This window comes from Proteus faecis (genome assembly GCF_030286765.1).
Taxonomy (GTDB): Bacteria; Pseudomonadota; Gammaproteobacteria; order Enterobacterales; family Enterobacteriaceae; genus Proteus; species Proteus faecis.
Window position 1 is genome coordinate 30,019 of record NZ_JASVWV010000003.1, and the last position, 22,510, is coordinate 52,528.

Annotated in this window: 20 protein-coding genes and 1 pseudogene; 7 read left to right on the forward strand and 14 right to left on the reverse strand. The window is 37.1% G+C overall.

Annotated elements, in window-relative coordinates:
* Positions 1 to 103: 103 nt before the first annotated feature.
* From QSH13_RS05740 to maeB, 5 genes are all read right to left on the reverse strand, one after another.
* Positions 104 to 2,347 (reverse strand): TonB-dependent receptor, encoded by a 2,244-nt coding sequence (locus QSH13_RS05740; protein WP_109406660.1) that lies wholly within the window; start codon positions 2,345 to 2,347, stop codon positions 104 to 106.
* Between the two features lie 170 nt (positions 2,348 to 2,517).
* Positions 2,518 to 4,686: a S9 family peptidase gene (locus tag QSH13_RS05745; RefSeq protein WP_286038918.1), complete on the reverse strand. Its 2,169-nt coding sequence runs from the start codon at positions 4,684 to 4,686 to the stop codon at positions 2,518 to 2,520.
* A 26-nt stretch (positions 4,687 to 4,712) separates the two neighbouring features.
* Complete coding sequence (locus tag QSH13_RS05750) at positions 4,713 to 5,504, reverse strand: energy transducer TonB (protein WP_235375946.1); 792 nt, start codon at positions 5,502 to 5,504, stop codon at positions 4,713 to 4,715.
* Positions 5,505 to 5,540: 36 nt separating this feature from the next.
* The gene (locus QSH13_RS05755; protein WP_109398402.1) at positions 5,541 to 6,410 is read right to left on the reverse strand and encodes a ChaN family lipoprotein; all 870 of its coding nucleotides are present in this window, start codon (positions 6,408 to 6,410) and stop codon (positions 5,541 to 5,543) included.
* A gap of 183 nt (positions 6,411 to 6,593) precedes the next feature.
* A complete protein-coding gene (maeB, locus tag QSH13_RS05760) occupies positions 6,594 to 8,876 on the reverse strand; it encodes an NADP-dependent oxaloacetate-decarboxylating malate dehydrogenase (RefSeq protein ID WP_109398403.1) in 2,283 nt (760 codons plus the stop codon).
* Between the two features lie 555 nt (positions 8,877 to 9,431).
* Between maeB and QSH13_RS05765 the strand changes: the two genes are divergently transcribed.
* Positions 9,432 to 10,055, forward strand: coding sequence for a response regulator (locus QSH13_RS05765; RefSeq protein WP_109398404.1), 624 nt, complete (start codon positions 9,432 to 9,434; stop codon positions 10,053 to 10,055).
* A 79-nt stretch (positions 10,056 to 10,134) separates the two neighbouring features.
* On the opposite strand, the gene QSH13_RS05770 is transcribed toward QSH13_RS05765, so the two are convergent.
* Entirely contained in the window at positions 10,135 to 10,695 is a 561-nt protein-coding gene (locus QSH13_RS05770) for a hypothetical protein (protein WP_109398405.1), read from the reverse strand.
* 206 nt (positions 10,696 to 10,901) lie between these two features.
* On the opposite strand from QSH13_RS05770, the gene QSH13_RS05775 reads away from it, so the two are divergent.
* The 3 genes from QSH13_RS05775 to QSH13_RS05785 are packed head-to-tail and all read left to right on the forward strand — an operon-like array spanning position 10,902 to position 13,074.
* Positions 10,902 to 11,273 (forward strand): ArsC family reductase, encoded by a 372-nt coding sequence (locus tag QSH13_RS05775; RefSeq protein ID WP_109398406.1) that lies wholly within the window; start codon positions 10,902 to 10,904, stop codon positions 11,271 to 11,273.
* 5 nt (positions 11,274 to 11,278) lie between these two features.
* The gene (gene dapE, locus QSH13_RS05780) at positions 11,279 to 12,409 is read left to right on the forward strand and encodes a succinyl-diaminopimelate desuccinylase (protein ID WP_109398407.1); all 1,131 of its coding nucleotides are present in this window, start codon (positions 11,279 to 11,281) and stop codon (positions 12,407 to 12,409) included.
* Positions 12,406 to 13,074, forward strand: a complete 669-nt coding sequence (locus QSH13_RS05785; RefSeq protein WP_109398408.1) for a M15 family metallopeptidase — start codon at positions 12,406 to 12,408, stop codon at positions 13,072 to 13,074. The genes dapE and QSH13_RS05785 overlap by 4 nt, the downstream gene beginning before the upstream one ends.
* A gap of 2 nt (positions 13,075 to 13,076) precedes the next feature.
* Here QSH13_RS05785 and QSH13_RS05790 read toward each other — a convergent pair whose 3' ends face one another.
* On the reverse strand, positions 13,077 to 13,460 hold the full coding sequence (locus QSH13_RS05790) for a DUF454 family protein (RefSeq protein WP_286038919.1): 384 nt from the start codon (positions 13,458 to 13,460) through the stop codon (positions 13,077 to 13,079).
* Positions 13,461 to 13,558: 98 nt separating this feature from the next.
* On the opposite strand from QSH13_RS05790, the gene QSH13_RS05795 reads away from it, so the two are divergent.
* Positions 13,559 to 13,768: a YpfN family protein gene (locus tag QSH13_RS05795; RefSeq protein WP_109406665.1), complete on the forward strand. Its 210-nt coding sequence runs from the start codon at positions 13,559 to 13,561 to the stop codon at positions 13,766 to 13,768.
* On the opposite strand, the gene QSH13_RS05800 is transcribed toward QSH13_RS05795, so the two are convergent.
* The 3 genes from QSH13_RS05800 to ypfJ all read right to left on the reverse strand — a co-directional run bounded on the left by QSH13_RS05800 (position 13,731) and on the right by ypfJ (position 17,180).
* On the reverse strand, positions 13,731 to 15,779 hold the full coding sequence (locus tag QSH13_RS05800) for a tRNA(Met) cytidine acetyltransferase TmcA (RefSeq protein ID WP_286038920.1): 2,049 nt from the start codon (positions 15,777 to 15,779) through the stop codon (positions 13,731 to 13,733). The two genes, QSH13_RS05795 and QSH13_RS05800, sit on opposite strands and share 38 nt — an antisense overlap.
* Positions 15,780 to 15,781: 2 nt before the next feature.
* Complete coding sequence (locus QSH13_RS05805) at positions 15,782 to 16,234, reverse strand: DUF441 domain-containing protein (RefSeq protein WP_006533030.1); 453 nt, start codon at positions 16,232 to 16,234, stop codon at positions 15,782 to 15,784.
* A gap of 61 nt (positions 16,235 to 16,295) precedes the next feature.
* Positions 16,296 to 17,180: a KPN_02809 family neutral zinc metallopeptidase gene (ypfJ, locus tag QSH13_RS05810; protein WP_109398412.1), complete on the reverse strand. Its 885-nt coding sequence runs from the start codon at positions 17,178 to 17,180 to the stop codon at positions 16,296 to 16,298.
* 265 nt (positions 17,181 to 17,445) lie between these two features.
* On the opposite strand from ypfJ, the pseudogene QSH13_RS05815 reads away from it, so the two are divergent.
* Positions 17,446 to 17,541: pseudogene (locus tag QSH13_RS05815) on the forward strand (HTH domain-containing protein); the annotation flags it as partial.
* 107 nt (positions 17,542 to 17,648) lie between these two features.
* Here the strand turns inward: QSH13_RS05815 and purC are convergent.
* The 4 genes from purC to dapA all read right to left on the reverse strand — a co-directional run bounded on the left by purC (position 17,649) and on the right by dapA (position 21,726).
* On the reverse strand, positions 17,649 to 18,362 hold the full coding sequence (purC, locus tag QSH13_RS05820) for a phosphoribosylaminoimidazolesuccinocarboxamide synthase (RefSeq protein WP_098942498.1): 714 nt from the start codon (positions 18,360 to 18,362) through the stop codon (positions 17,649 to 17,651).
* A 523-nt stretch (positions 18,363 to 18,885) separates the two neighbouring features.
* A complete protein-coding gene (locus tag QSH13_RS05825; RefSeq protein ID WP_109398413.1) occupies positions 18,886 to 19,476 on the reverse strand; it encodes a phosphatase PAP2 family protein in 591 nt (196 codons plus the stop codon).
* Positions 19,477 to 19,763: 287 nt separating this feature from the next.
* The gene (bamC, locus tag QSH13_RS05830; RefSeq protein ID WP_109398414.1) at positions 19,764 to 20,810 is read right to left on the reverse strand and encodes an outer membrane protein assembly factor BamC; all 1,047 of its coding nucleotides are present in this window, start codon (positions 20,808 to 20,810) and stop codon (positions 19,764 to 19,766) included.
* A gap of 16 nt (positions 20,811 to 20,826) precedes the next feature.
* Positions 20,827 to 21,726: a 4-hydroxy-tetrahydrodipicolinate synthase gene (gene dapA / locus QSH13_RS05835; RefSeq protein WP_109398415.1), complete on the reverse strand. Its 900-nt coding sequence runs from the start codon at positions 21,724 to 21,726 to the stop codon at positions 20,827 to 20,829.
* A 215-nt stretch (positions 21,727 to 21,941) separates the two neighbouring features.
* On the opposite strand from dapA, the gene QSH13_RS05840 reads away from it, so the two are divergent.
* Positions 21,942 to 22,499 carry a glycine cleavage system transcriptional repressor gene (locus tag QSH13_RS05840; RefSeq protein ID WP_088495300.1) on the forward strand — a complete coding sequence of 186 codons (558 nt, stop codon included), beginning with the start codon at positions 21,942 to 21,944 and terminating at the stop codon, positions 22,497 to 22,499.
* Positions 22,500 to 22,510 lie beyond the last annotated feature (11 nt).

Below are 22,510 nucleotides of genomic sequence, written 5' to 3' on the forward strand. Positions count from 1 at the left end.
ATTTAATTTCATACAAAAGAAAGACGGCATCAAAATCATATTTGATGCCGTCTTTTATTATTTATCTATTCAGATGGTATTTTTAGATAATTATCATTGAATACTAAAAACGCACTTCTCCTGCAAACAAGTAACTTCTACCGCGAGCGGTCTGTGTGTTAGCCCCCGGATCTTGCATAATTGGTGATGAATTACTTCTATCAAGTGCATTAGAATAATTTTTATTCATTAAATTATGCACAGCAAATTTCAATGAGACATTTTTATTAATTTGATAATTACTGTAAACGTCAATTATCGTTGGGATTTTTTCTTGCTCTACCATAGGTACTATACCTAAATCGTAGTCTATTCCTTCCGGTGCAGATTTACGTGATTTACCTGTTATTTGGATCACTGTGCCTAATTCTAATGACCGGTCATCAAAGAAGCGAACACCAGTATCAATAGTGGCATAATATTTAGGAAGTTCTGAAGCCGGAGTTTGTCCAAAATCTAAACTCGCAATTGATGTGGGTTGTGAAGTGCGTTGATCACTATAGGAAAGGTTAGCGTAAAATATCCCTGCATCATAATTAGCTTGTAACTCATAACCACGCAAAGTCACAGGATCGATACTGTTAGTATGAAGATGAATATTACCATCATTTTCCATATTGGCGTAGTCATCCAATGTTAGTGAATCATCCGCTCTACAACGGATCCCTCCTTTACACACGATAAAAGATTCACTAGAAATATAATTTTTGATCTTGGTGTGATACCACAATCCTTTAAATCGTAAGCTATCCCCTTCAATAATTAAATCAGGACGATAACTATTAAATCCAAGTTGGAATGTATCAGCCTTTTCACTCTTTAAATATGGGTTCATTGACGCACCACCTTCATTGGCAAAGAAGATCTCTTGTGAAGTTGGCGCTCTCATAGTGTAAGCATAACTTGCAAAAGGCTGAAATTCAGGAATAATTTCAGCTGCAATTAGCATTCCCGGCTCCCAATTTCTATCATGGCGATTAAGATCCATTGCACCTTCAGGGAAACACGCATCACGGCTAGCACACGCCGGTTTATGTCCTTTTATATTGTAATCCACATAATTTAAATTGAGATCTAACGTATAAATGTCATATTCAAATTTCATTTGTGAAAAGAAGCTGGTTAAATTATTTTTCCCTTTAGGTGCAAACGCGTTATTTTCAACCATATTGTTTGCTTGCCAAGCATCTGTCGATGGGGCAATAACGCTACGTTTATATTCTGTAAACATTAACTTTGAACCTAATGTAAATGCCATATCTAATTCACCATAATTAAAACGACTAGTATTTTTAGCCACTAATGAATCAGAGATATTTTCTGCATTTGCATTACGCAAGCTCATTAAAGAATCACCTTCAAATTTTTGAGATGCTTGGCTGTGACTTAAGCGAATTTCACTATCAAAAAGGTCATTTAATGGCGTATAGCGATATTTTGCATAATAATCTTTGGCATCAATTTTACGCCTATTAAAATTATTATTATAAAATCGACCACTTAATTCTAATTCATGAGAGTCATTAGGTTTAATATTAATTTTCGCCAATTCTGAATGTGGTTTTTGATTAAAGTGTTTATTAGTGGCAAATTCTTCACTATTAAATCCTGCACCATTCTTATAAGACGATTCTATTTTATGTCCACTTAAAGCAAGCATTGCGCCAACTGAACCATCATCATTAAATAGGGAACGTTGCCCAGCAAAAGCAACCATACCGTTATAACCTAGACCATTCGTACCACCAGCAGCTTTACTTCTTACTCCCCATGAATTCCCTTTAAATAAAACATCTTCTACACCAATAGTTTTAAAGTTAGCGCTACCTGCCAAGGCATTGATGCTATTTTCACCATCTTGTTGGCCTCGCGAAATATCCACTTGAACAATAAAGTTTGGGTCAAGCATGCTATTAAATTGGTTATATGGTTGGCCGCCATGGCTAATTTGACTAGGTGATGTGCTATATGTTGTTTGTGTGACACCATCCACCATCATATTCACACGCCCAAAACCACTAAGCCCGCGAATATTGACACTAACGCCCGGTTGACTTACATCCATTTGAGTATACGTTCCTGGCGTTGAACGTAATGCTTGTTCTACAGATTCAAGATTATTAATTTCACCAATAGCGCTATAAGCCCCCGGTTTTCCCAATGCTTTTTGTTCTGGTGTTTCTTTTTGTGCTGATGAAACTTTTAAGCTACTAAATTGAACTGCTTTATCTGTTTCAGATGCGATGACAAAATGATTAACACCCGAAAATAAAATAAGAGTGCTAAGTATTTTCCTTGTAACTTTCATAATAAACCTATTCTTTATTTTTATTTAAATAGGCTCACGTTGCTTTATATAAATATAAAGTGATTAAACTAGAAAATATTATTATTGTTATATTCGTTTTAAATAATAGCACTGTCCCTCTTAAAGAGAGACAGGCTAAATTATTAAACTGATTTATTATACCGATTATTCTATTTTATATTTTGAGTTTTAAAATAGACGTCAGGCTGTTCTAACATCAGAATAAAGGCATATTCTTTTGCTGTATCACGTAAACGATTAAAACGTCCTGATTTGCCACCATGCCCTGCACTCATATTAGTATCAAGCAATAGTAGGTTATTATCTGTTTTTAATTCACGTAATTTAGCAACCCATTTTGCAGGCTCCCAATATTGTACTTGTGAGTCATGTAATCCTGTTGTGACTAATAAATGAGGATAGTCCTTAGCAACCACATTATCGTATGGGCTATACGATTTTAAGCGGAAATAAACTTCTTTATCCGCAGGATCCCCCCACTCTTCATATTCCCCTGTTGTTAAAGGAATTGAAGCATCGAGCATTGTTGTCACAACGTCCACGAATGGAACTTGAGATACCACACCACGGTATAATTCTGGTGCCATATTCACAACGGCGCCCATTAATAATCCTCCCGCACTGCCTCCCATTGCATAAACATGTTTAGGTGCTCCATAACCTTTGGCAATTAGGTATTTAGTGGCATCAATAAAGTCAGTAAAAGTATTAACTTTATGTTCCATTTTACCTTGGTTATACCAACGCTTACCTAATTCACCACCACCACGCACATGCACAATCGCATAAACAAAGCCTCTGTCTAACAAACTTAAACGAGGTGAGCTAAATGAAGGATCAATGCTACTACCGTAAGAGCCATAGCCATAAATTAAGATAGGGTTTTCACCTTTCTTAAATAAATCTTTGCGATAAACCAATGATACAGGAACTTCAACACCATCTTGTGCTTTTACCCAAATACGCTCACTTTCATACAGATCGCGTTCAAAGCCTTTTACTTCTTGTTGTTTAAGTAACTGCTTTTGATGCGTTTGCATATTCCATTGATAAGTTGAAGACGGCGTTGTCATAGAAGTATAACCAAAGCGAAGCTCTTCGCTATCTGCTTGCGGGTTAAACCCTAGCCATGCCATATAAACAGGATCGTCAAACGTAACATAAGTTGATTGACCTGTTTTCCAATCAATCTGGCGTAATAACACGAGACCTTGTTTTCTTTCTTCAACAACCAACCAGCGATTAAAGAGATCAAAACCTTCTAAATCGACATCTTTTTGTGGTGCAATAACAGTTTCCCAAGGCTTATCGATTGACGCGGTTTTATAAAGGCCAAATAGTTCACTCTCATGATTCGAACGAATATAGAATTCGCCATTGAAATGCTCGATATCATATTCACGCCCTTCTTGACGAGCAGAGAAAACAACCATCGGTTTTTCTGGCGCATTTGCGTCAATTAAACGTGATTCTGAGGTTGTTGAACTTTCAATAGAGACCAGAATGTAATCTTCAGATTTACTTTTACCCATCCATGTATAAAAGCGATCATCGTTTTCTTCGAAGATTTTGACATCTTGTTTACGATCAGTGCCATATTGATGGCGATAGATTTGATAAGGCAGTAGCGTTTGCGGATCTTTATCAACATAAAATAGTGTTTTGCTATCATTTGCCCATACTAAGTTTGCTGAGATATTGGTTAACACATTCTCTTTCCATACATTATCCGATAAATCTTTATAGGCAACATTATAGTTTCTACGCCCTTCTTTATCTTCAGCAATAGCAATACGTTTGTTATCTGGGCTAATTGTCAGATCACCTAATTGATAGAATTCGTGCCCTTTAGCACGTTCGTTTCCATCAACGAGAACCTCCCATTCACCTTCACTATTTACTGGTTTACGCTGATAAATAGGGAAATTTTTACCTTCTTGATAAATAGTACGATACGTATATCCGTTATAAATATAAGGCACTGATTCATCGTTTTGAGCCATACGGCTTACCATCTCATTGAAGAGTGTTTCCTCAAGGGCGTTACCTTCTTTCATCACTGATTCAGTATAAGCATTTTCTGCATTCAGATAATCGAGCACTTTGGGATCTTTACGTGAATCATCTCGTAACCAATAATAATTGTCGGTACGCGTATCTCCATGCGCTGTCATCACGTGAGGTATTTTATTTGCTTTTGGTGGCATCACTAGGGAGTCCTTCTGATTTTGAGCCAATGCAGGTGTTGCTGAAATTAACAATGCCATGATCGCACTCGTTAATTTTAACGTCATCCGTTTTTTTGTTGCGATTAACATAATGTTTATTTCCTTTTAACCTGTCGTTAGAACATTAGTGTAGAAAACTCAATTGGCATTTCAACCATTATTTTACCTTTCGACAATAACTCGAGAGGCGGTGTAGGCAAGGGTTCAGCACGTTTGAGTACTCTTTGTGCTTCTCTGTCTAAAGAACGCACGCCACTACTGAGAATTAATTCACTCGATATAACATAACCTTGTTCATCAACAATAAAGCGCACTTTAGAGATACCTGTTCTACCTTTGTTTTTTGCTTCTTCAGGATAGTCTTTATAGCGATTAAGGTGCCCTTTTGTTTTAGATTGCCATAATGCTAACGCGCTTTCTGAACTATCTGAATCGCTGTCATAATTTGCACTAACATCATTAGATTGCTGTTTCGCCGCAGAGCGACTACTTGAAGGTGCTGATTGGCTAGACACATCTTCACTAACAGTAGGTGCTGGTTTTACAGGCGAAGTAACAGGTATCGTTTTAGCTGTCTGCTCAATATTGACTCTTTTTTTCGGCTTTTCGAACAAAATATCTGCATTTTCATTCACAACCAGATCGGGTTGTTTTTCAGCAATATCTTGCTCTACCTTTTTTTGGCTTGCCACTGCCAGTTGTTGATCGACGCCTATAACCTGTGTTTCATCGCTGATTGCTTGTACGTTTTCACTTAAGCTCATCATTACAGCTAATTCGGGCTCTTGTATAAATACCGCCTTCTCTTTATTGAAATAAAAATAAGCTATGACAAAAACAGCATGTACACCGATAGCTAAAATCAATGCCTTAAAACTATAAAGCTGAAATTTTGGTATTTGATCCATACAAGATGAAATAATCATATTCGTGTTATCAAGAAATTAAGGTAATGCAACAGGTGTTATCCAAAGATAATCCGCATGAACTGAAGTAATATCACTTCCCTTTTCCACCATTATCACGACTGTCACGTTTTCATGTGGTGCTAAATCAGTAACGTGTAAAGGTACACCCATTACTTTTGTGGCATGAAAAGAGCCAGCAATTAAAAGTGCGGGCGTCGGTGCATCTAATAAACTTTTTGCCATTGCACGATCACGCAATTGTTGAATAGCCGTCATTTTTTCGGCTTGTGTTTCATCAAGTTCACCGCCATGAGAAAGCTCGATTGTTTTTTGAATGAGTTGGCGAACAGATATATCTGTTGAATGCACACCATCAATAACAGGAGGATTTTTATACGCGCTAGATATTTCGCTACGGTCAATATTAGCAGCTAATAAAGGATAATCAGCGCTTAGCCCAGCTTTAACAATATTACCGTACCATTTCCAAGGCCAACCTGAATTCCATTTTAATGCCGCCATTAGACGTTCATCCCGTAGATATTCAGAACCAGAATAACGTTTCTTTGTGTTATCAACTAAGGATTGCTGGCTTGGTGTTAACATCTCGAGTAAAACGGCGCCTTGAGGGCGCTTTTTAGGCAGTTCTGTCATTAACCAATATTCAATATCATGATGATAAGCATTGTCATGTTTTTCACCAATAATCACACGTGATTGACTTGCTAATCGTGTTAACAGTGTATCTGCCGTGATGGATTGCCCAGTTCGTGTATCAATGATGTTTGCCGACTGAATCATTTCTAGATCTATGGTTGATACTGGTTGTTTTTCTATCGAATGACATGCTGAAAGGCTTATTAATGAGACGAGTAGTAAGATCCTTTTTGATATTGAGAAAAACATAATCATCCTATTAGTTATATATACTTATTTTAATTGGATTGCTAGATTAATATTATTAATAATAATTATCAATATCATTCTCATATTAATTTGTATTTAATAATTACTATCTATTTTAAACGTATAAAAAAAGCGCCGGATAAAAGGCGCTTTTTATGTATACAACTATTTAATTAGTAACAATTAATTTTGAGATTGAGCCTGAGCTTCAACAACCGCTAATGCCACCATATTCACGATACGACGTACTGATGCTATTGGCGTCAAAATATGAGCAGGCTTAGCAACCCCCATTAATACTGGCCCTACAGTCACACCATCAGAGCTCGTTACACGTAGTAAATTATAGCTAATACGTGCGGCTTCCATTGTTGGCATCACTAACAAGTTTGCAGAGCCTTTTAATGGGCTATCTGGCATCACATCACGACGAATAGATTCTACTAATGCTGCATCTGCATGCATTTCACCATCAATTTCTAATTCAGGTGCACGTTGTTTGATTATCTCTAATGCTTTTCTGAGTTTGATTGAAGATGGGCTATCAAATGAGCCAAAGCTTGAACGAGAAACCAACGCAGCTTTTGGCTCAATACCAAAACGACGAATAGTATTAGCGGCCATAATCGTAATATCGGCTAGTTGTTCTGCCGTCGGATCTTCATTGACGTAAGTGTCTGTAATAAAGGTATTACCGCTTGGCAATAACAGGGCATTCATTGCCCCTGCTGTCTCCATTCCTTCACGTAAACCAAACACATTTTTGTAGATTTCAAAATGTTCAGAATAGCTGCCCACTGTACCGCAAATCAGACCATCTGCTTCACCTCTGCGCACCATAATGGCGCCAATAAGTGTTGGATTGCCAATCATCGCACGGCGAGCTTGCTCTTGTGATACACCGCGACGCTTCATAATTTGGTGATATTCTTGCCAATACTCTTTGAAACGTGGGTCATTTTCATTATTCACCACTTCAAAGTCTTTACCCGCTTTAATATGTAAACCCAATTTCTGAATACGCATTTCAATTACACTAGGGCGACCAATTAAGATTGGTGTGGCTAATCCTAATGTGACTAATTCTTGTGTTGCATGCAGGACACGGTTTTCTTCCCCTTCTGCTAACACAATACGTTTTTTCTCTTTTTTCGCTTGAGAGAAAATAGGCTTCATAAATAAGTTTGTTTTATAAACAAACTCATTAAGGTGTTCAATATAAGCAGAGAAATCTTCAATTGGACGTGTTGCAACACCAGAATCCATTGCTGCTTTTGCAACAGCTGGCGCAATTTTCACAATCAAACGTGGATCAAACGGTTTTGGAATAATATATTCAGGACCAAAAGAGAGCTCCTGATCACCATAGGCAGAAGCAACTTCTTCGTTTTGTTCAGCTAATGCTAATTCGGCTATCGCATGAACACAAGCAAGTTTCATCTCTTCATTAATTGTCGTCGCACCAACGTCTAATGCACCACGGAAGATGAAGGGAAAACACAATACGTTATTAACCTGATTTGGGTAGTCAGAACGTCCTGTACAGATAATTGCATCTGAACGTACTGCTTTCGCTAACGGTGGTAAAATTTCAGGTTCTGGATTTGCAAGCGCGAGAATCAGTGGGTCTCGTGCCATTTTTTTGACCATTTCTTGCGTTAATACACCGGGCCCTGAACAACCTAAGAAAATATCAGCATTATTAATAACATCATCTAATGTACGAGCGCCGTTATCTTCTATCGCATAAGCAGCTTTGGTTTCTGCCATATTAGCTTCACGTCCACGATAAATAACCCCTTTAGAGTCACATACTGTGATGTTTTCGCGTGTTAACCCTAAAGCAACTAATAAATTCATACACGCAATTGACGCGGCACCCGCTCCTGATACCACTAATTTTACTTTGCTAATTTCTTTTTTAATAATACGCAAACCATTGAGAATAGCGGCTGTAGAGATAATCGCTGTACCATGCTGATCATCATGGAATACAGGAATATTCATTTTCTCACGCAGCTTTTTCTCGATATAGAAACACTCTGGTGCTTTAATATCTTCGAGGTTAATACCACCAAATGTTGGCTCTAATGACGCAATAATATCAACAAGTTTATCAGGATCTGTTTCATTTACTTCGATGTCAAAAACATCAATGCCAGAAAACTTCTTAAACAAAACGCCTTTACCTTCCATCACAGGCTTACCAGCTAAAGCGCCGATATTTCCAAGTCCAAGTACCGCAGTACCATTTGAAATCACCGCGACAAGGTTACCTTTTGCTGTGTAGCGATAAGCAGCAAGAGGATTTGCTGCAATTTCTAAACAAGGAACGGCGACGCCTGGTGAATAAGCTAATGCTAAATCACGTTGGGTTATGAGTGGTTTTGTTGGTGTTACGGTGATTTTGCCAGGTACGGGAAATTCATGAAAATCTAGAGCGCTTTGTTTTAATTTGTCTTCCATCTTCATATCCTTTGTATCAATAGGGTAAGGGCTTCGTTAGTATAATGGTAATGGAGCGTTAAATCATGACGGCTACGACACTTTTTTCAAATTAGTAAACTCGATTTATTAAAAACAATTAATACCTAGTTATAGGTATATTATTAACACTATTTAATTTCATCGATGTAATAAACTCGAACAGAAAAAAGACAATATTTGTTTATTATTTACCAGATATTAAATTAACATTTAAAATAATTAAAATTTTTATATAGTTAAAAAAAACAATAACTGTTTTCACTTATTGATTATTTTTAATATAGACTCTCTTCTGTACAACTCATTGTAACTATAAAGATTTTATAGAATTAGAATTTTTGTTAGTCTTTTCGGTTATTTTCTTTTTTACCCGTAACAATAATTGGTGTAATATTGCCAACCGTCAATTTTATTTTCTTATTGTTTTAATAAGATGTCTGATTCTAATTTTTATTCCTCATTTGGAATTTGCTTTTTTATTTTCTGCGATTGAAAAGATTACGCACATTATTATTTTTTTTAGGGAGAGGGGTTATGCCTAGCTACTCAATTATGATAGTGGATGATCACCCTATCATGAGATATGGATTACGGCTATTGTTAGAAAAAGACAAGGATTTTGTCGTAGTAAGCGAAAGTGGCAATGCTCAAGAGGCTGTAACCGCTGCAAAACAGTTAAAACCAGATTTAATTATGATGGATTTAAATCTGCAAGGGCGTTCAGGTATTGATATTATTCGAACACTTCGTCGCTCCGGATTAACATCTTATGTTCTTGTTTTATCCGTTTCTGATTCACGTAATGATGTTTATGCTGCATTGGATGCTGGCGCAAACGGTTATCTTTTAAAAGAGTGTGAATTAGACATGCTATTACTTAGCCTACGCAAAGCGGCTGTTGGGCATCCCGTTTATAGTGAGCGAGTGTGGCAATATATTCAACTTAGGCAAAACTATTCTGATCCACTTTCAGCGTTGACTAAAAGAGAGTTAGATGTTCTTCATGAAGTGTCTGTTGGAATGAAAAATAAACAAATTGCTGAGAATTTATTTATTTCTGAAGAAACAGTGAAAGTTCACATTCGTAATATTTTAAAGAAATTGCAAGTCACGTCCCGTTTAGCTGCTAGTCTTATTCTTATTAAGCATCAGTACTAAACGTTTTACCCCGACACAAGGTCGGGGTAATAAGATATATCGCTTTAATATTCCATTTAAATCTATATCAAATCATGTATTACTCAATCGGTACTGGATAACTCAATACTTTAAAATGGTTGCCAGGTAATTTTTCGATGTTTAGCTGATACAACTCTCGATTTATTCCATTAATCACAATATCAAGTTCACTAAAGGCGGATTGTATTTCTTCATTGGTTGCCCATGCTGGAATACCTCTCACACCATAATAAAAATAAATTTTACTTTTACCTGAGTCTATTGGCTGAATTTCTTTTATCTGACTAATGAAAAGGTGTCCATAACAGAAGTCTTGATAAGGTTGCCAAGCTTTACGCCCTTTTTCACTAAGATTAAACACCCATTCTTCTCCATTTTCGGTTTGTTCAATCAATCCAGCTTCAACTAATGCATGCATTCTTTCTAATACCCATGGTGCATCATCTTCATTGCTGTAGACAGGCCATTTCCCTTCGCCCAAACACAATAAATAATCACTGTTAAAAAAAGCCTCTAAGGCTATTTTATACTCATCAACTTTTGGGTCATCTTTTTCTTCATCAGCCCAGCTAAAAGAAGAGAGTAAAAGCAATATAAGACTCAGTGAAATACTTTTCATATTTTCTTTTACCAACGGAAATCTTTATTCGTATTTATATTACCCTACGCTACACAATTCGTTACACTAACGTGACAGTTTAATATCCGATATATTTTATAATGTAAATAGGATTTTTCACTACACCAAAAGCTGTTATTTTGGAATTGTATAACACTCATTCTCATCAATACTAATATTACGTATTGTCATATAAGGAAAATATCATGTCCACGACAAACCTGACATATACCATGTACGGCATAAAAAATTGCGATACCATCAAAAAAGCGCGTAAATGGTTAGATGATAATCACATTCCTTACGCATTTCATGATTACCGCAAAGAGGGTTTGACGGAAGCATTATTACGCACCTTTACAGAAAATTTAGATTGGCAGACACTTGTGAATAAAAGAGGAACAACTTGGCGCCAATTATCCGATGAAGAAAAGAGTGCAATCACTGATGTTACCTCTGCAATCTCACTTATGTTAGATAAACCTGCCATTATTAAACGCCCTATCCTTGTGTCATCAGACAATCGCTTTATTGTTGGTTTTGATGTCAATAATTATTCGACCTTTACAGGAGCTTAATTTTTATGTCCTGTCCTGTTATTGAGCTTGCACAACAACTGATTTCGCGTCCATCAATCAGTCCTGATGATCAAGGTTGTCAACAACTGATTATTGATAGGCTTGTCCCTCTTGGTTTTACTATTGAAAGAATGCCTTTTGGTGAAACTGAAAATTTCTGGGCTTGCCGTGGTGGTGAAGGTGAAACGCTGGCTTTTGCTGGTCATACTGATGTTGTACCAACAGGTGATCCTAATTTGTGGGATAACCCACCTTTTGAACCATCTATTCGTGATGGCATGTTATATGGGCGCGGAGCCGCAGATATGAAAGGCTCGCTTGCTGCAATGGTTGTAGCGGCTGAACGTTTTGTTCGCTCTTATCCCGACCACCGTGGACGACTCGCTTTTTTAATTACATCAGATGAAGAAGCAAAAGCTGCTGATGGTACGATTAAAGTCGTACAATCTTTAATGTCGCGAGGTGAACGCCTCGATTATTGCCTTGTCGGTGAACCTTCAAGTCAACATCATTTAGGCGATATGGTAAAAAATGGTCGTCGAGGCTCAATAACAGCAAATTTAATTATTCAAGGTGTGCAAGGTCATGTCGCTTATCCACACCTTGCAAAAAACCCTATTCATCTTGCCACCCCTTTTATCCAAGAACTCGTTAATACTGTTTGGGATGAAGGTAACGAATTTTTCCCTGCGACCACAATGCAAATTGCCAATATCCATGCCGGTACAGGCAGTAATAATGTGATCCCCGGTGAGCTATTTATTCAATTTAATTTCCGTTTTAGTACGGCTATTACAGATGAAGAAATTCGCCAACGTACAGAGGCGTTATTACAAAAACACCGACTTCACTATCAGTTGGAATGGTCTTTATCTGGTCAGCCTTTTATTACTGGGCAAGGAAAATTACTTGAAGCTGTACGTTACTCCGTTAAACATTACACCAACTTAGAACCGGAACTCTCCACCAGTGGAGGGACTTCTGATGGTCGGTTTATTGCCCAAATGGGCGCGCAAGTTGTCGAGTTAGGCCCCGTTAACGCAACAATTCATAAAGTTAATGAATGCGTTAATGCCGCAGATTTACAACAACTTAGCCGAATTTATCAGCGGGTTATGGAGCAACTTATTTTATGATAACGCCTTTAATGTTAACAGGCCGTTCTACCGACCATTTAGTCACTTTATCCGGTCAGCATCGCTTACAATTTAATGCCACTAAGGCTTTTTTAGCATTACAACAACAAGCCACAAAAGCGGGTTTTAAATTAATGCCTGCTAGCTCTTTTCGTGATTTTAATCGCCAATTAGCAATATGGAATGGAAAGTTTGAAGGCTCTCGTCCTGTTTTAGATGCACAAAGTCAGCCAATAGATATTCATACATTATCAGAAGGTGAACGCTGTATTGCGATTTTAAAATGGTCAGCATTGCCCGGTGCAAGTCGTCATCATTGGGGCACTGAGATTGATATTTATGATCCTTTTCGTTTACCTGCAGGCCAGTCATTACAATTAGAGCCTTGGGAATACGAGGATGGTGGCTATTTTGCAGAGCTTAATGAATGGTTAACAGAAAATATGTCAGCGTATGATTTTTATCGCCCTTTTACTCATAAAGAGAGCAATATTGCTTACGAGCCATGGCATATCAGTTATTGGCCTCTTTCTCATGAAGCGTCTCTTGCTTATACACCTGATATTCTAAAATCTGTGTTAGAAGAAGAGAATATTTATGGTAAACAGTGGCTTTTAGCTAATCTTGACGAGATATTTGCTCGTTACATTGTTTTACCTGAATAATGTTATTTTTCATATGGAGCTTCTTGTTGATCATTAACAGGAAGTCTCCACATAAAGATCAATAAACAGACTAAAATTACCAGTAATAATATTCTGACCCAAAGCATAGACACTAACCACAGTGAAATTGCAAAGGTAATTAAGATCACTAAAATAGCTTTAGGCTTTGCCCCTTTAGGCATAGCGCGATAAGTTTGCCAATATCGTAAATAAGGACCGAACCAAGAGCGATAAAGTAACCAATAATGGAAACGCTTTGACGAACGAGAAAAACACCATGCAGCAAGTAATAAGAAAGGTGTAGTAGGTAACACAGGCAAAATAACACCTAATGTGGCTAATCCAACACATAACCAACCTGCTATAATCAGTAATATCCGTTTCATGCTGTGTTTTTCCAACCTATGCTTTATTGCGTTATTTTATAGAGCAAATAAAAAAGATCCTCATTCTCAACAACAATTTTAAAATATAAGGCTTATTTATGCACTGGTTTGCTGACTATTGGTGGGTAATTTTAATTCTTTTAATAGGAATTATTATTAACGCTATTAAAGATATGAACAAAATCGATCCTAAGCAATTTCTTAAAAATAAGCGGAAATTACCTCCACATCGTGATTTTAATGATAAATGGGATGATGAAGATGATTGGCCTAAACAAAATCAAAACAAGAAGGATGAGAATAAGTAGATAACCACTGTTGATAACGCGATGTTAATTGAGCATCTTTTTCAGCCATTAATCGCGCACATTGCTCTCTTAATTGCTTGGTTAAGACTTTTTTTCCTGATAAAGAAAACTCAGCCACACACTGCTCAACTGATTTATTGTCTACAAAAAAAGCCACTAATAACGGATAGCGTTGCTCATAACCGACCAAAAAGTTAGCAACACTCTCATAAACAGTAAGAGCTGGACGATGAGCAAAGGCAAAACCTGCCATCATTAACCAATTGTCTTGTGCTGTCGCACTATAACTTGGTATTAATTTATCCGCTAAGCGGAGCTTTGTTTGCAGTTCTATCTGCTGATATTGCAAAGCAAAGGCACTTAAAGACGAGCGCAATAATTGTTCGCCTTTTTCAGTCAGTGGATACATCGCCATTGCGGTGTAACATCCACTACTTGCCTCTTTATGTACCCCTAGTCGTACTATTTGAAAACCACATTGCATCCAAAACTGCGCTAATGTCTCAGTGTAACCAAAGCTCACTGAAAGATAATCAATCGCCTGTTTGTGACTCTCTTTTACAATATTAGCAATCAAAGTTGCGGCAATTTTTTGGCGTCGATATTGAGGTAAAACAGCGATACGACTAATACGCAATGAGTTTAAACACATTGCATCAGGTATTAAACCATAAGTGACTAATGATTGAGCAACTAGATTACCTCTAGGCCGACGAATACCTAACCAAACATCGTGAGCAAGTTCGAAAGGTAATCCCCCTTCTTCGATACACCACACAGCACCTACAATATTGTTATTGATTGATGCTGACCAATAACGCTGTTTCTGACCATCGAGTAAACGTCGTAGGTCAAGTGGTGTTGTTCGATAATGCGCACTAGTCAGTAACTGATAAAAATCATATAGATGTGAAATATTATTATGCCAATTTCCTTGAAGCTGGTGAATATCGACATCACCTTGTTGCTGACAATCAAAATTGTATTTCGGCTCATCAAGCAATAACAACTGATTAAGCCAATTTTCTAATGGGCAATCAGTAGCCCAACGAATGGGGGTTTGTAATTGATAGGTACGCAAATTAGGAATGTTGTCTCCTAATTTCAGCATAAAACCTCGCCCAGTTCCTTCATAACCTTGTACTGTAGTTGTCATTAATACATTAGGAAAATAACCACACAGCGCTTCTAATTGTGCAATGGGCACAGAAGCAGCCTCATCAATAATCAGCCAATCACTTTGAATTTCGTTATTTATACACAGTGCTAATAAATTATCAGGAGAATAAAATGAAATAGCTTTACTGGTGTGTGCAGATAAAACATCTGTGCTATTTTTAGCAGGCGCACATACCAATACATTTCCTTGATATTGCTCGATAAACATTCCTGCTAAAGCTGATTTTCCTCGGCCTCTTGGTGCAATAACACTCGAAATACCAGATGTCGATAAAAGCAATTTGTCTAAAATAACTTGCTGTTCTGCTGTCGGTTTACCCTGTGGAAGCGCCCAAGGTTTAGCTTTTTCAATCAATGTAGGTAATTGAAATGGCATGGATTGTTGCCATACCATCACTTGCTCATCACCTAAAGTGATATTTTTTAACCATGCCATAAAATTTGGTGTTGAAAGCACACCTTGAGCATCATTCCAGCGCTGACTATCGTTATCGATATAACGATCCCAACTTTCAATCTCAGGTAGGCATAAAATCAATATACTGCCTGCTTTTAATGTCCCCGTTAACATAGCTAAAGCATCAGTATTAAATCCCTCATTAGCATCAAAAACAGCATGTAAGAACTCACGCCCTAATAGACGAATAGCTTGTTCAGGTAACAAAGCATCAGGCTGATTGGAAGAAATTGTGACCCAATCACCTTGGCATAATTGAGTAACTTGCTGGATCAGCGCAGTTTGCCATGCCGGTTCCCCCGCTAATAGTAGTAATTGGCGTTGCCCTAATTGAGCTAATTTTTGCTGATATTGATGTAAATGGGAAAATGACACAGCTAGGATTTACCGATTAACAATGAAAGAATACCTGCTGCAATTAATGGCCCAACGGGAACTCCTCGGAAAAGTGCGACACCAATGACAGTTCCTACTAATAAGCCGGCAACCGTCGAAGGCTGGTTATTCATTAAAGAAACGCCCCGAGCACCTAACCAAGAAACTGCGATACCTATTGCAATTGCTAGCAGTGATTTCCAGTTTAAAAATGAGTTAAGCACTTCTTGCCCTGAAATACGCCCAGTTGCAATGGGGGTCATTACCCCAATAGTCAGAATTAAGATCCCGATGGTCATACCATATTTTTCAACAACAGGAAAATATTGATTTAGCGGCGTAATTTTAATCACTAGCAAAGCAAGCATTGCTAGCGTTACAGTCATATTATGACTAATAATGCCAAGTCCGGCGAGAACCAGCAAAATTAATAGTGAGGGATCAACGTTACTCATATTTGTTCCTAAGCCTTTCGCTTTATAGCGTTAATTATCTTATAGTTACCGACGAATGGTATTAGTTCAAAGACGAAGAAGCAAATGTATCGCAAGATTTGATGCTACCACTGTTATAGCCTCTCATAAACCAAGTCTTACGCTGTTCTGCCGTGCCGTGTGTAAAGCTATCAGGCACGACATAACCTTGCTGTTGTTTCTGTAATTTGTCATCACCTATCGCTTGTGCCGTTTTGATCGCAGTTAATAAATCGCTTTCGTCAATACGACCTTCACCCGCAATAAAACGTCCCCACATTCCAGCAAAACAGTCTGCTTGCAACTCTAATTTTACGGATAAACGATTTACCTCTGCTTTCGAGCGCGCCATTTGTTGTTGTTCACGCATTTGATTAGTGATACCCAATAAATGCTGAACATGGTGTCCAACTTCATGTGAAATCACATAACCTTGAGCAAATTCACCACCACCACCTAGGTTCTGTTTCATTTCATTATAAAAAGAGAGATCTAGATAAATTTTTCTATCCGCGGGGCAATAAAAAGGTCCCATTATTTTCGTGCCTGTGCCACATTGCGTTGCGGTGCTATTGGTATATAAAACGAGTTTAGGATAGCTATATTGTTTGCCTGCTTGAGCAAAAATAGTTTGCCAAAAATCTTCTGTACTGGCTAAAACAACGCTACTAAAATCTGCAGCCTCATTATAAAGAGCACTTTGTTGTTCGTTGCGTTGTGGCGCTTGGTTGGTTTCACCGGTTAATGAGTTAAAGTCAAACCCCATAAAACTGGCTATCACTAAAATAATAATAACTACAAACCCGTATTTCGTGCGTAATAAAAGTGCAATTAATCCTAATGGGAGATTACCACCACCAGACGCGGAGGAAGATTGCCCTCTTCTATCTTCAACATTGTCACTTCTCCGGCGATCATTCCAACGCATAACTTATCCCCACAGTTTAAATAGATGACTTTAGCTTTATAATGAACAAATTTATCACTTGATTTGAGATAATAACAAAAAAATTGCAAACACTATCCTCTATTTTTTAAGAGCAAGATAATAGAGGCTATCAAAGTAAAATAGCGCTCGTTATCACCTCGAAGAAATGAGCATCATAAAGAATTAAAACTGCTTTCTTAATGATTTCATAATAGAATTCTTATATCTTGCTTCTGTTCTTCTTTACTAATAAATAGATATTTTAATGACTCGAACTCAACGTTTGTTCACTTTATTGCAGATTTTAAAAGAGAATCGCTATCCAATAACGGCAGAAGTTCTGGCTGATAAATTACAAGTTCGTTTAATACACTCCCTTTTAAACGTACCACTTAAGACAAAAGGTCAGCTTTTAGGCTGACCTTTTCTAATTACACCATGTTTAACTTGACGTAATCGTTTGCGTATTTAGTCTAAAGAAACACCAATTCGACGTGCAACTTCTTCGTATGCTTCAATCAATCCGCCTAAGCTTTGACGGAAACGGTCTTTATCCATTTTATCTAAGGTATTTTTATCCCATAAGCGGCTTCCGTCAGGAGAGAACTCATCACCTAATACAACTTTGCCATGGAATAGACCAAACTCAAGTTTAAAATCGACTAAAATAAGTCCTGCTTTATCAAAGAGTTCACTAAGGACATCGTTTGCTTTATAGCTCAAACGTTTCATTTCTGCGAGGTTTTCTTTAGACACCCAATCAAAGGTTTCACAATAAGATTCATTGACCATAGGATCATGGCGAGCATCATCTTTTAAGAATAAATCAAAGATTGGTGGATTTAAAAGTGTACCTTCTTCGATACCTAAACGTTTAACTAATGATCCCGCTGCACGATTACGAATAACGCATTCAACAGGTACCATATCGAGTTTTTTTACTAGCACTTCATTATCAGAAAGCAAACGTTCCATCTGCGTTGGGATACCCGCTTCTTCCAGTTTATTCATAATGAAATGGTTAAATTTATTATTTACCATACCCTTACGATCAAACTGTTCAATACGTTGGCCATCTAACGCTGATGTATCATTTCTAAATTCAAGGATAAGAAAATCAGAAGATTCAGTGGCATAGACTGTTTTTGCTTTTCCACGATACAACTCAGCTTTTTTCTGCATCTGACACACTCCAAAGATGTGATAGGTTTAACAAGAAATTTGCTTCCCATACTCTACTCTAGATTAGATAAAAAAGCTTTTAAAACGTGAGTACTATCACTAAAAAAATCTCATCGACAACGCACTACTCACAACATTTTTTATTGAAAACCACGCCATCATTAACAATCATATTTCAATTAATTCTATTGAATAATAATCCTAATAACAAAACTAATAACTACCAACAAAAGAATGGCGTGATAAAAATAGAGTCCATATAATATAAAACGTCAGAATAAGAACAGTTATAGATTATATCACCACATTATTTCTATTTTTAGATTATATTATTGTGAACATTAGGTCTGTTTCAAATTACACTTGTTTAGAGTAATTAATAATAAAAAAACCAGGCTAATTTCTTTTTACGGAGAATTAATCTGGTTATCAATATTCGCATCAACACGTTTTGATGATTTATCTCTTATCTATTTTTATATTTAACATATGCATATTATCTTTTAATAATGTAATGTTTGACTTAAATAATAAAACAATAGATCTCATAAGCAAGCCAACCTAATAAAGCGCCAGCAGGTAAATCAATTAAGTAATGTTGTTTCGTAAACATGCAAGATAATGCAATAAATAATGGGAATAAGAAAACCCATGGTCCTAAGGTTGCATAAGCAAGGCATGCTGTGAGTGTTGCAACGGAAACATGCATACTTGGAAAACAGTTTGAGGAGTCATCAAAATACTGAACGAACTTAAGAAATTTCTCTGACGCTGTTTTACCAGGATTTAAGGTACGCCAATGCGCTGGGGTTGCAACAGGGAATACAATAAAGAAAAACATTTGCATGACTAACAAAACAATATAACTAAAAACAATCATAATAAATTGTCTTGAGTCTTGAATGATCCAATTGAGATATAAAATGGCAGGATAATATAAAAAACTATAGATCCATGACCACCATGGCCAAAAAGGAATTTTTTCATCAATCGGTGAATTAATAATTTTCACTTCTCTCAATGTATATCGTTGAGTAAAAAAATAAAATTGATAAACACCTACAATAAGTATCCCACTTAATATCAAGTGAATAATCATATCACCTGCGCTCATAAATACTCCTTCATATAGTCAGAGAGTGCTTTGTTATTTTTATTTAAGAATAAGAATTGAGGCAATATTGCATAAATTTAAACGTATTGCATTAAGATTAATATTATTAATAATTTTAAATTAAACCTATCATTTAAAGAGTATTCAATTAATGATGTTTAATCTGATAGTTCCAATTGTATTTTTATAAATACATTTCAATTTAAATTAATACAATTAAATTAAGATCATAAAAAAAGCCACACAATTTTTATTGTGCGGCTTCTCATATTTTTGAAAAATAATACTTATTTAACAGGCTTACTGAAAGCAGCTTTCAGTGCAGCAACCATTTGATCATTTTGTGATTGTGTTAATGGTTTACCTTTATCACTGATAAATTGTAAACTACTACGGTTATTTAAATCACCGACTTGTAATTTATAATCTGCTTCTTCAACGGTTGGTCTATCAACACCTAATGCACTCCAGTTTGCACTGCTCATTCCTTTATAGGTTACTTCTATTGAACCTTTAGAACGTGTGCGATCGCCCATCTTCATACCAACACTTTCTAATGCGATAGGTAATCTATCCCAAACCACATCGAATGGCGCACGAACGATAATCACAGGAAGACCGGCATTATCACTGCCACTTTGGACATCAATAATACCTTGTAAGCTACTGCTTGCCGTATTTTCGCTTAAATTACGCATACGGTTTAAGCCATCAACCAATTCGTTAAGCATTAAAATATTGTAACGCTTCATTTCAGCCGGATCAGTCATTTCAGTTTCGCCTTGGCGTAAACCTTCATTAGTCACTGTTAACGAAATAACATTACCTGACTGGGCAATCGCTAAACGCTGACGTGTTTGGAAAGGTACGTTTTCATCAGCACGTAACCATGTGATCCAATCAGTATGGATCTCTTTTTGTCCAGCATCACTTTTAGTAATCGCAACACCTTTCTCTTTTAAGATAGTGCTAACTTGCTCATACAGTGTTGTATTTTCAGGTGAGTTTGGTAATAGTAAACGGCTATTATCTGCATTATTTTCACTACGTGAACCAGTTAACAGATTCAGTGCTTGAGTAGGTGGGCGAATATCAAGCGCTAAACCAACAGGTTCAGTTTTTTTAGGGGTTGGAATGTCATATTCCCCATTTTGCAAAGGCAACACCATACCCGCCGGAATCACTAAATTCTTTAGCCCTGCCGTCTCTAAATAAGACTCATCACCACTAACCTGACGTTTATAGCGCTGATCACTTGAACAGGCTGCCAGTAAAACCACCAGCGACAGACCCGCGACTTTCATAATCTTTGATTTATGCAATAGTGTTGCCATTAAAGTTCCCTAAGTTTTACAGTATTCCCGCTGTTAACAGCGCTTTCTCAACAATTTGCTGACCTGATGATGTCAACGGAGTCATAGGTAAGCGCAATGTGGCGTCTTCAATCAATCCAATGCGTTGACACGCCCATTTAGCGGGGATTGGATTAGGTTCAACAAATAACTGATGATGCAAATCCATCAGACGTCGATTAAGTTCACGTGCTTTTGCAAACTCACCCGCATTTGCTAATCGACATAATTCTACCATCTCTGACGCAGCAACGTTAGCAGTAACCGAAATAACACCATGACCGCCAAGTTGCATAAAGTCTAATGAGGATGCGTCATCGCCACTTAATAAGATAAAACTATCATCATTAACCAACTCTTGGATTTGACTAACACGACTTAAGTTCCCTGTCGCCTCTTTAATTGCCACAATATTATCCAACTTGGCTAAACGTGCAACTGTTACAGGCAATAAATCGCATCCAGTACGACCTGGTACATTATACAGGATTTGTGGTAATGCAGTGCTTTCAGAAATCGCTTTAAAGTGCTGATATAACCCTTCTTGCGAGGGTTTATTATAATATGGTGTCACACTTAAACAACCCGCAATACCTTTATTTTCAAACTGTTGTGTAAACCAGATAGCCTCAGATGTTGCATTAGCACCCGTACCTGCAATGACTGGAATACGCCCATCAGCCATATCTAATGTCATTAGAACAACATCAACATGTTCGTCATGGCTTAAGGTTGCTGATTCGCCTGTTGTACCGACAGAAACAATTGCGGCACTGCCTGCATTAACATGATAGTCAACTAATTTACGTAAACTAACCCGGTCAACATCGCCTTTTGCGTTCATTGGTGTAACCAATGCCACCATACTGCCTGTAAAATTAAATTCGTTATTCACCATAATCATTGCTCCGAGATAGACGTATACTCAATGGTACTCATTCATTGCTCTATTGAAAACTACTTAACTCTAGGTTTCTAATGAAATTTGCTAATATTCTTTGATATGAATTAAAGAGATATAATAATTGAAGATAGTGAGCAAGGGATCTTGGCAGAAATCGAAATTTGTGTTTACCTGTTAAGAATAAACTGAAAGTCAAAAGGAACCTTATTTTGCCCATACCTGATAAACATTTTCTCGTCATTACTGCATTAGGTGCTGATCGTCCTGGTATTGTTGATACCATTACACAATTAGTCAGCCAATGCGGATGTAATATCGAGGACAGCCGACTTGCGATGTTTGGTCAAGAGTTTACGTTTATCATGCTACTTTCAGGTGGCTGGAACGCTATAGCACAATTAGAAGCGTTGTTGCCCATTAAAAGTGCGGAACTGGATTTATTGACCGTAATGAAAAGAACCACCAATGGTGCACCAATTACCTATCCTTCAACAATCGCAGCGAAAGTTGATATTGAAGATGCACCCGGTATTGTTGAACGTTTTACTAATCTATTTAGCCAACATAATTTTAATCTTGCTGAATTAATATCTAAAACACATCCATCAGAAGATGGCTCACCTGCCCGTTTAGAAATACAAATTACGGCGCATAATCCATTAGATGATCATGGTATTGTTATTAATGAGAAATTTAATCAATTATGTACAGAGCTAAACGCTCAAGGCACAATAAGTATCGTAAATAGTCTGATGATGAAACAGTAAAAAATGGAGAA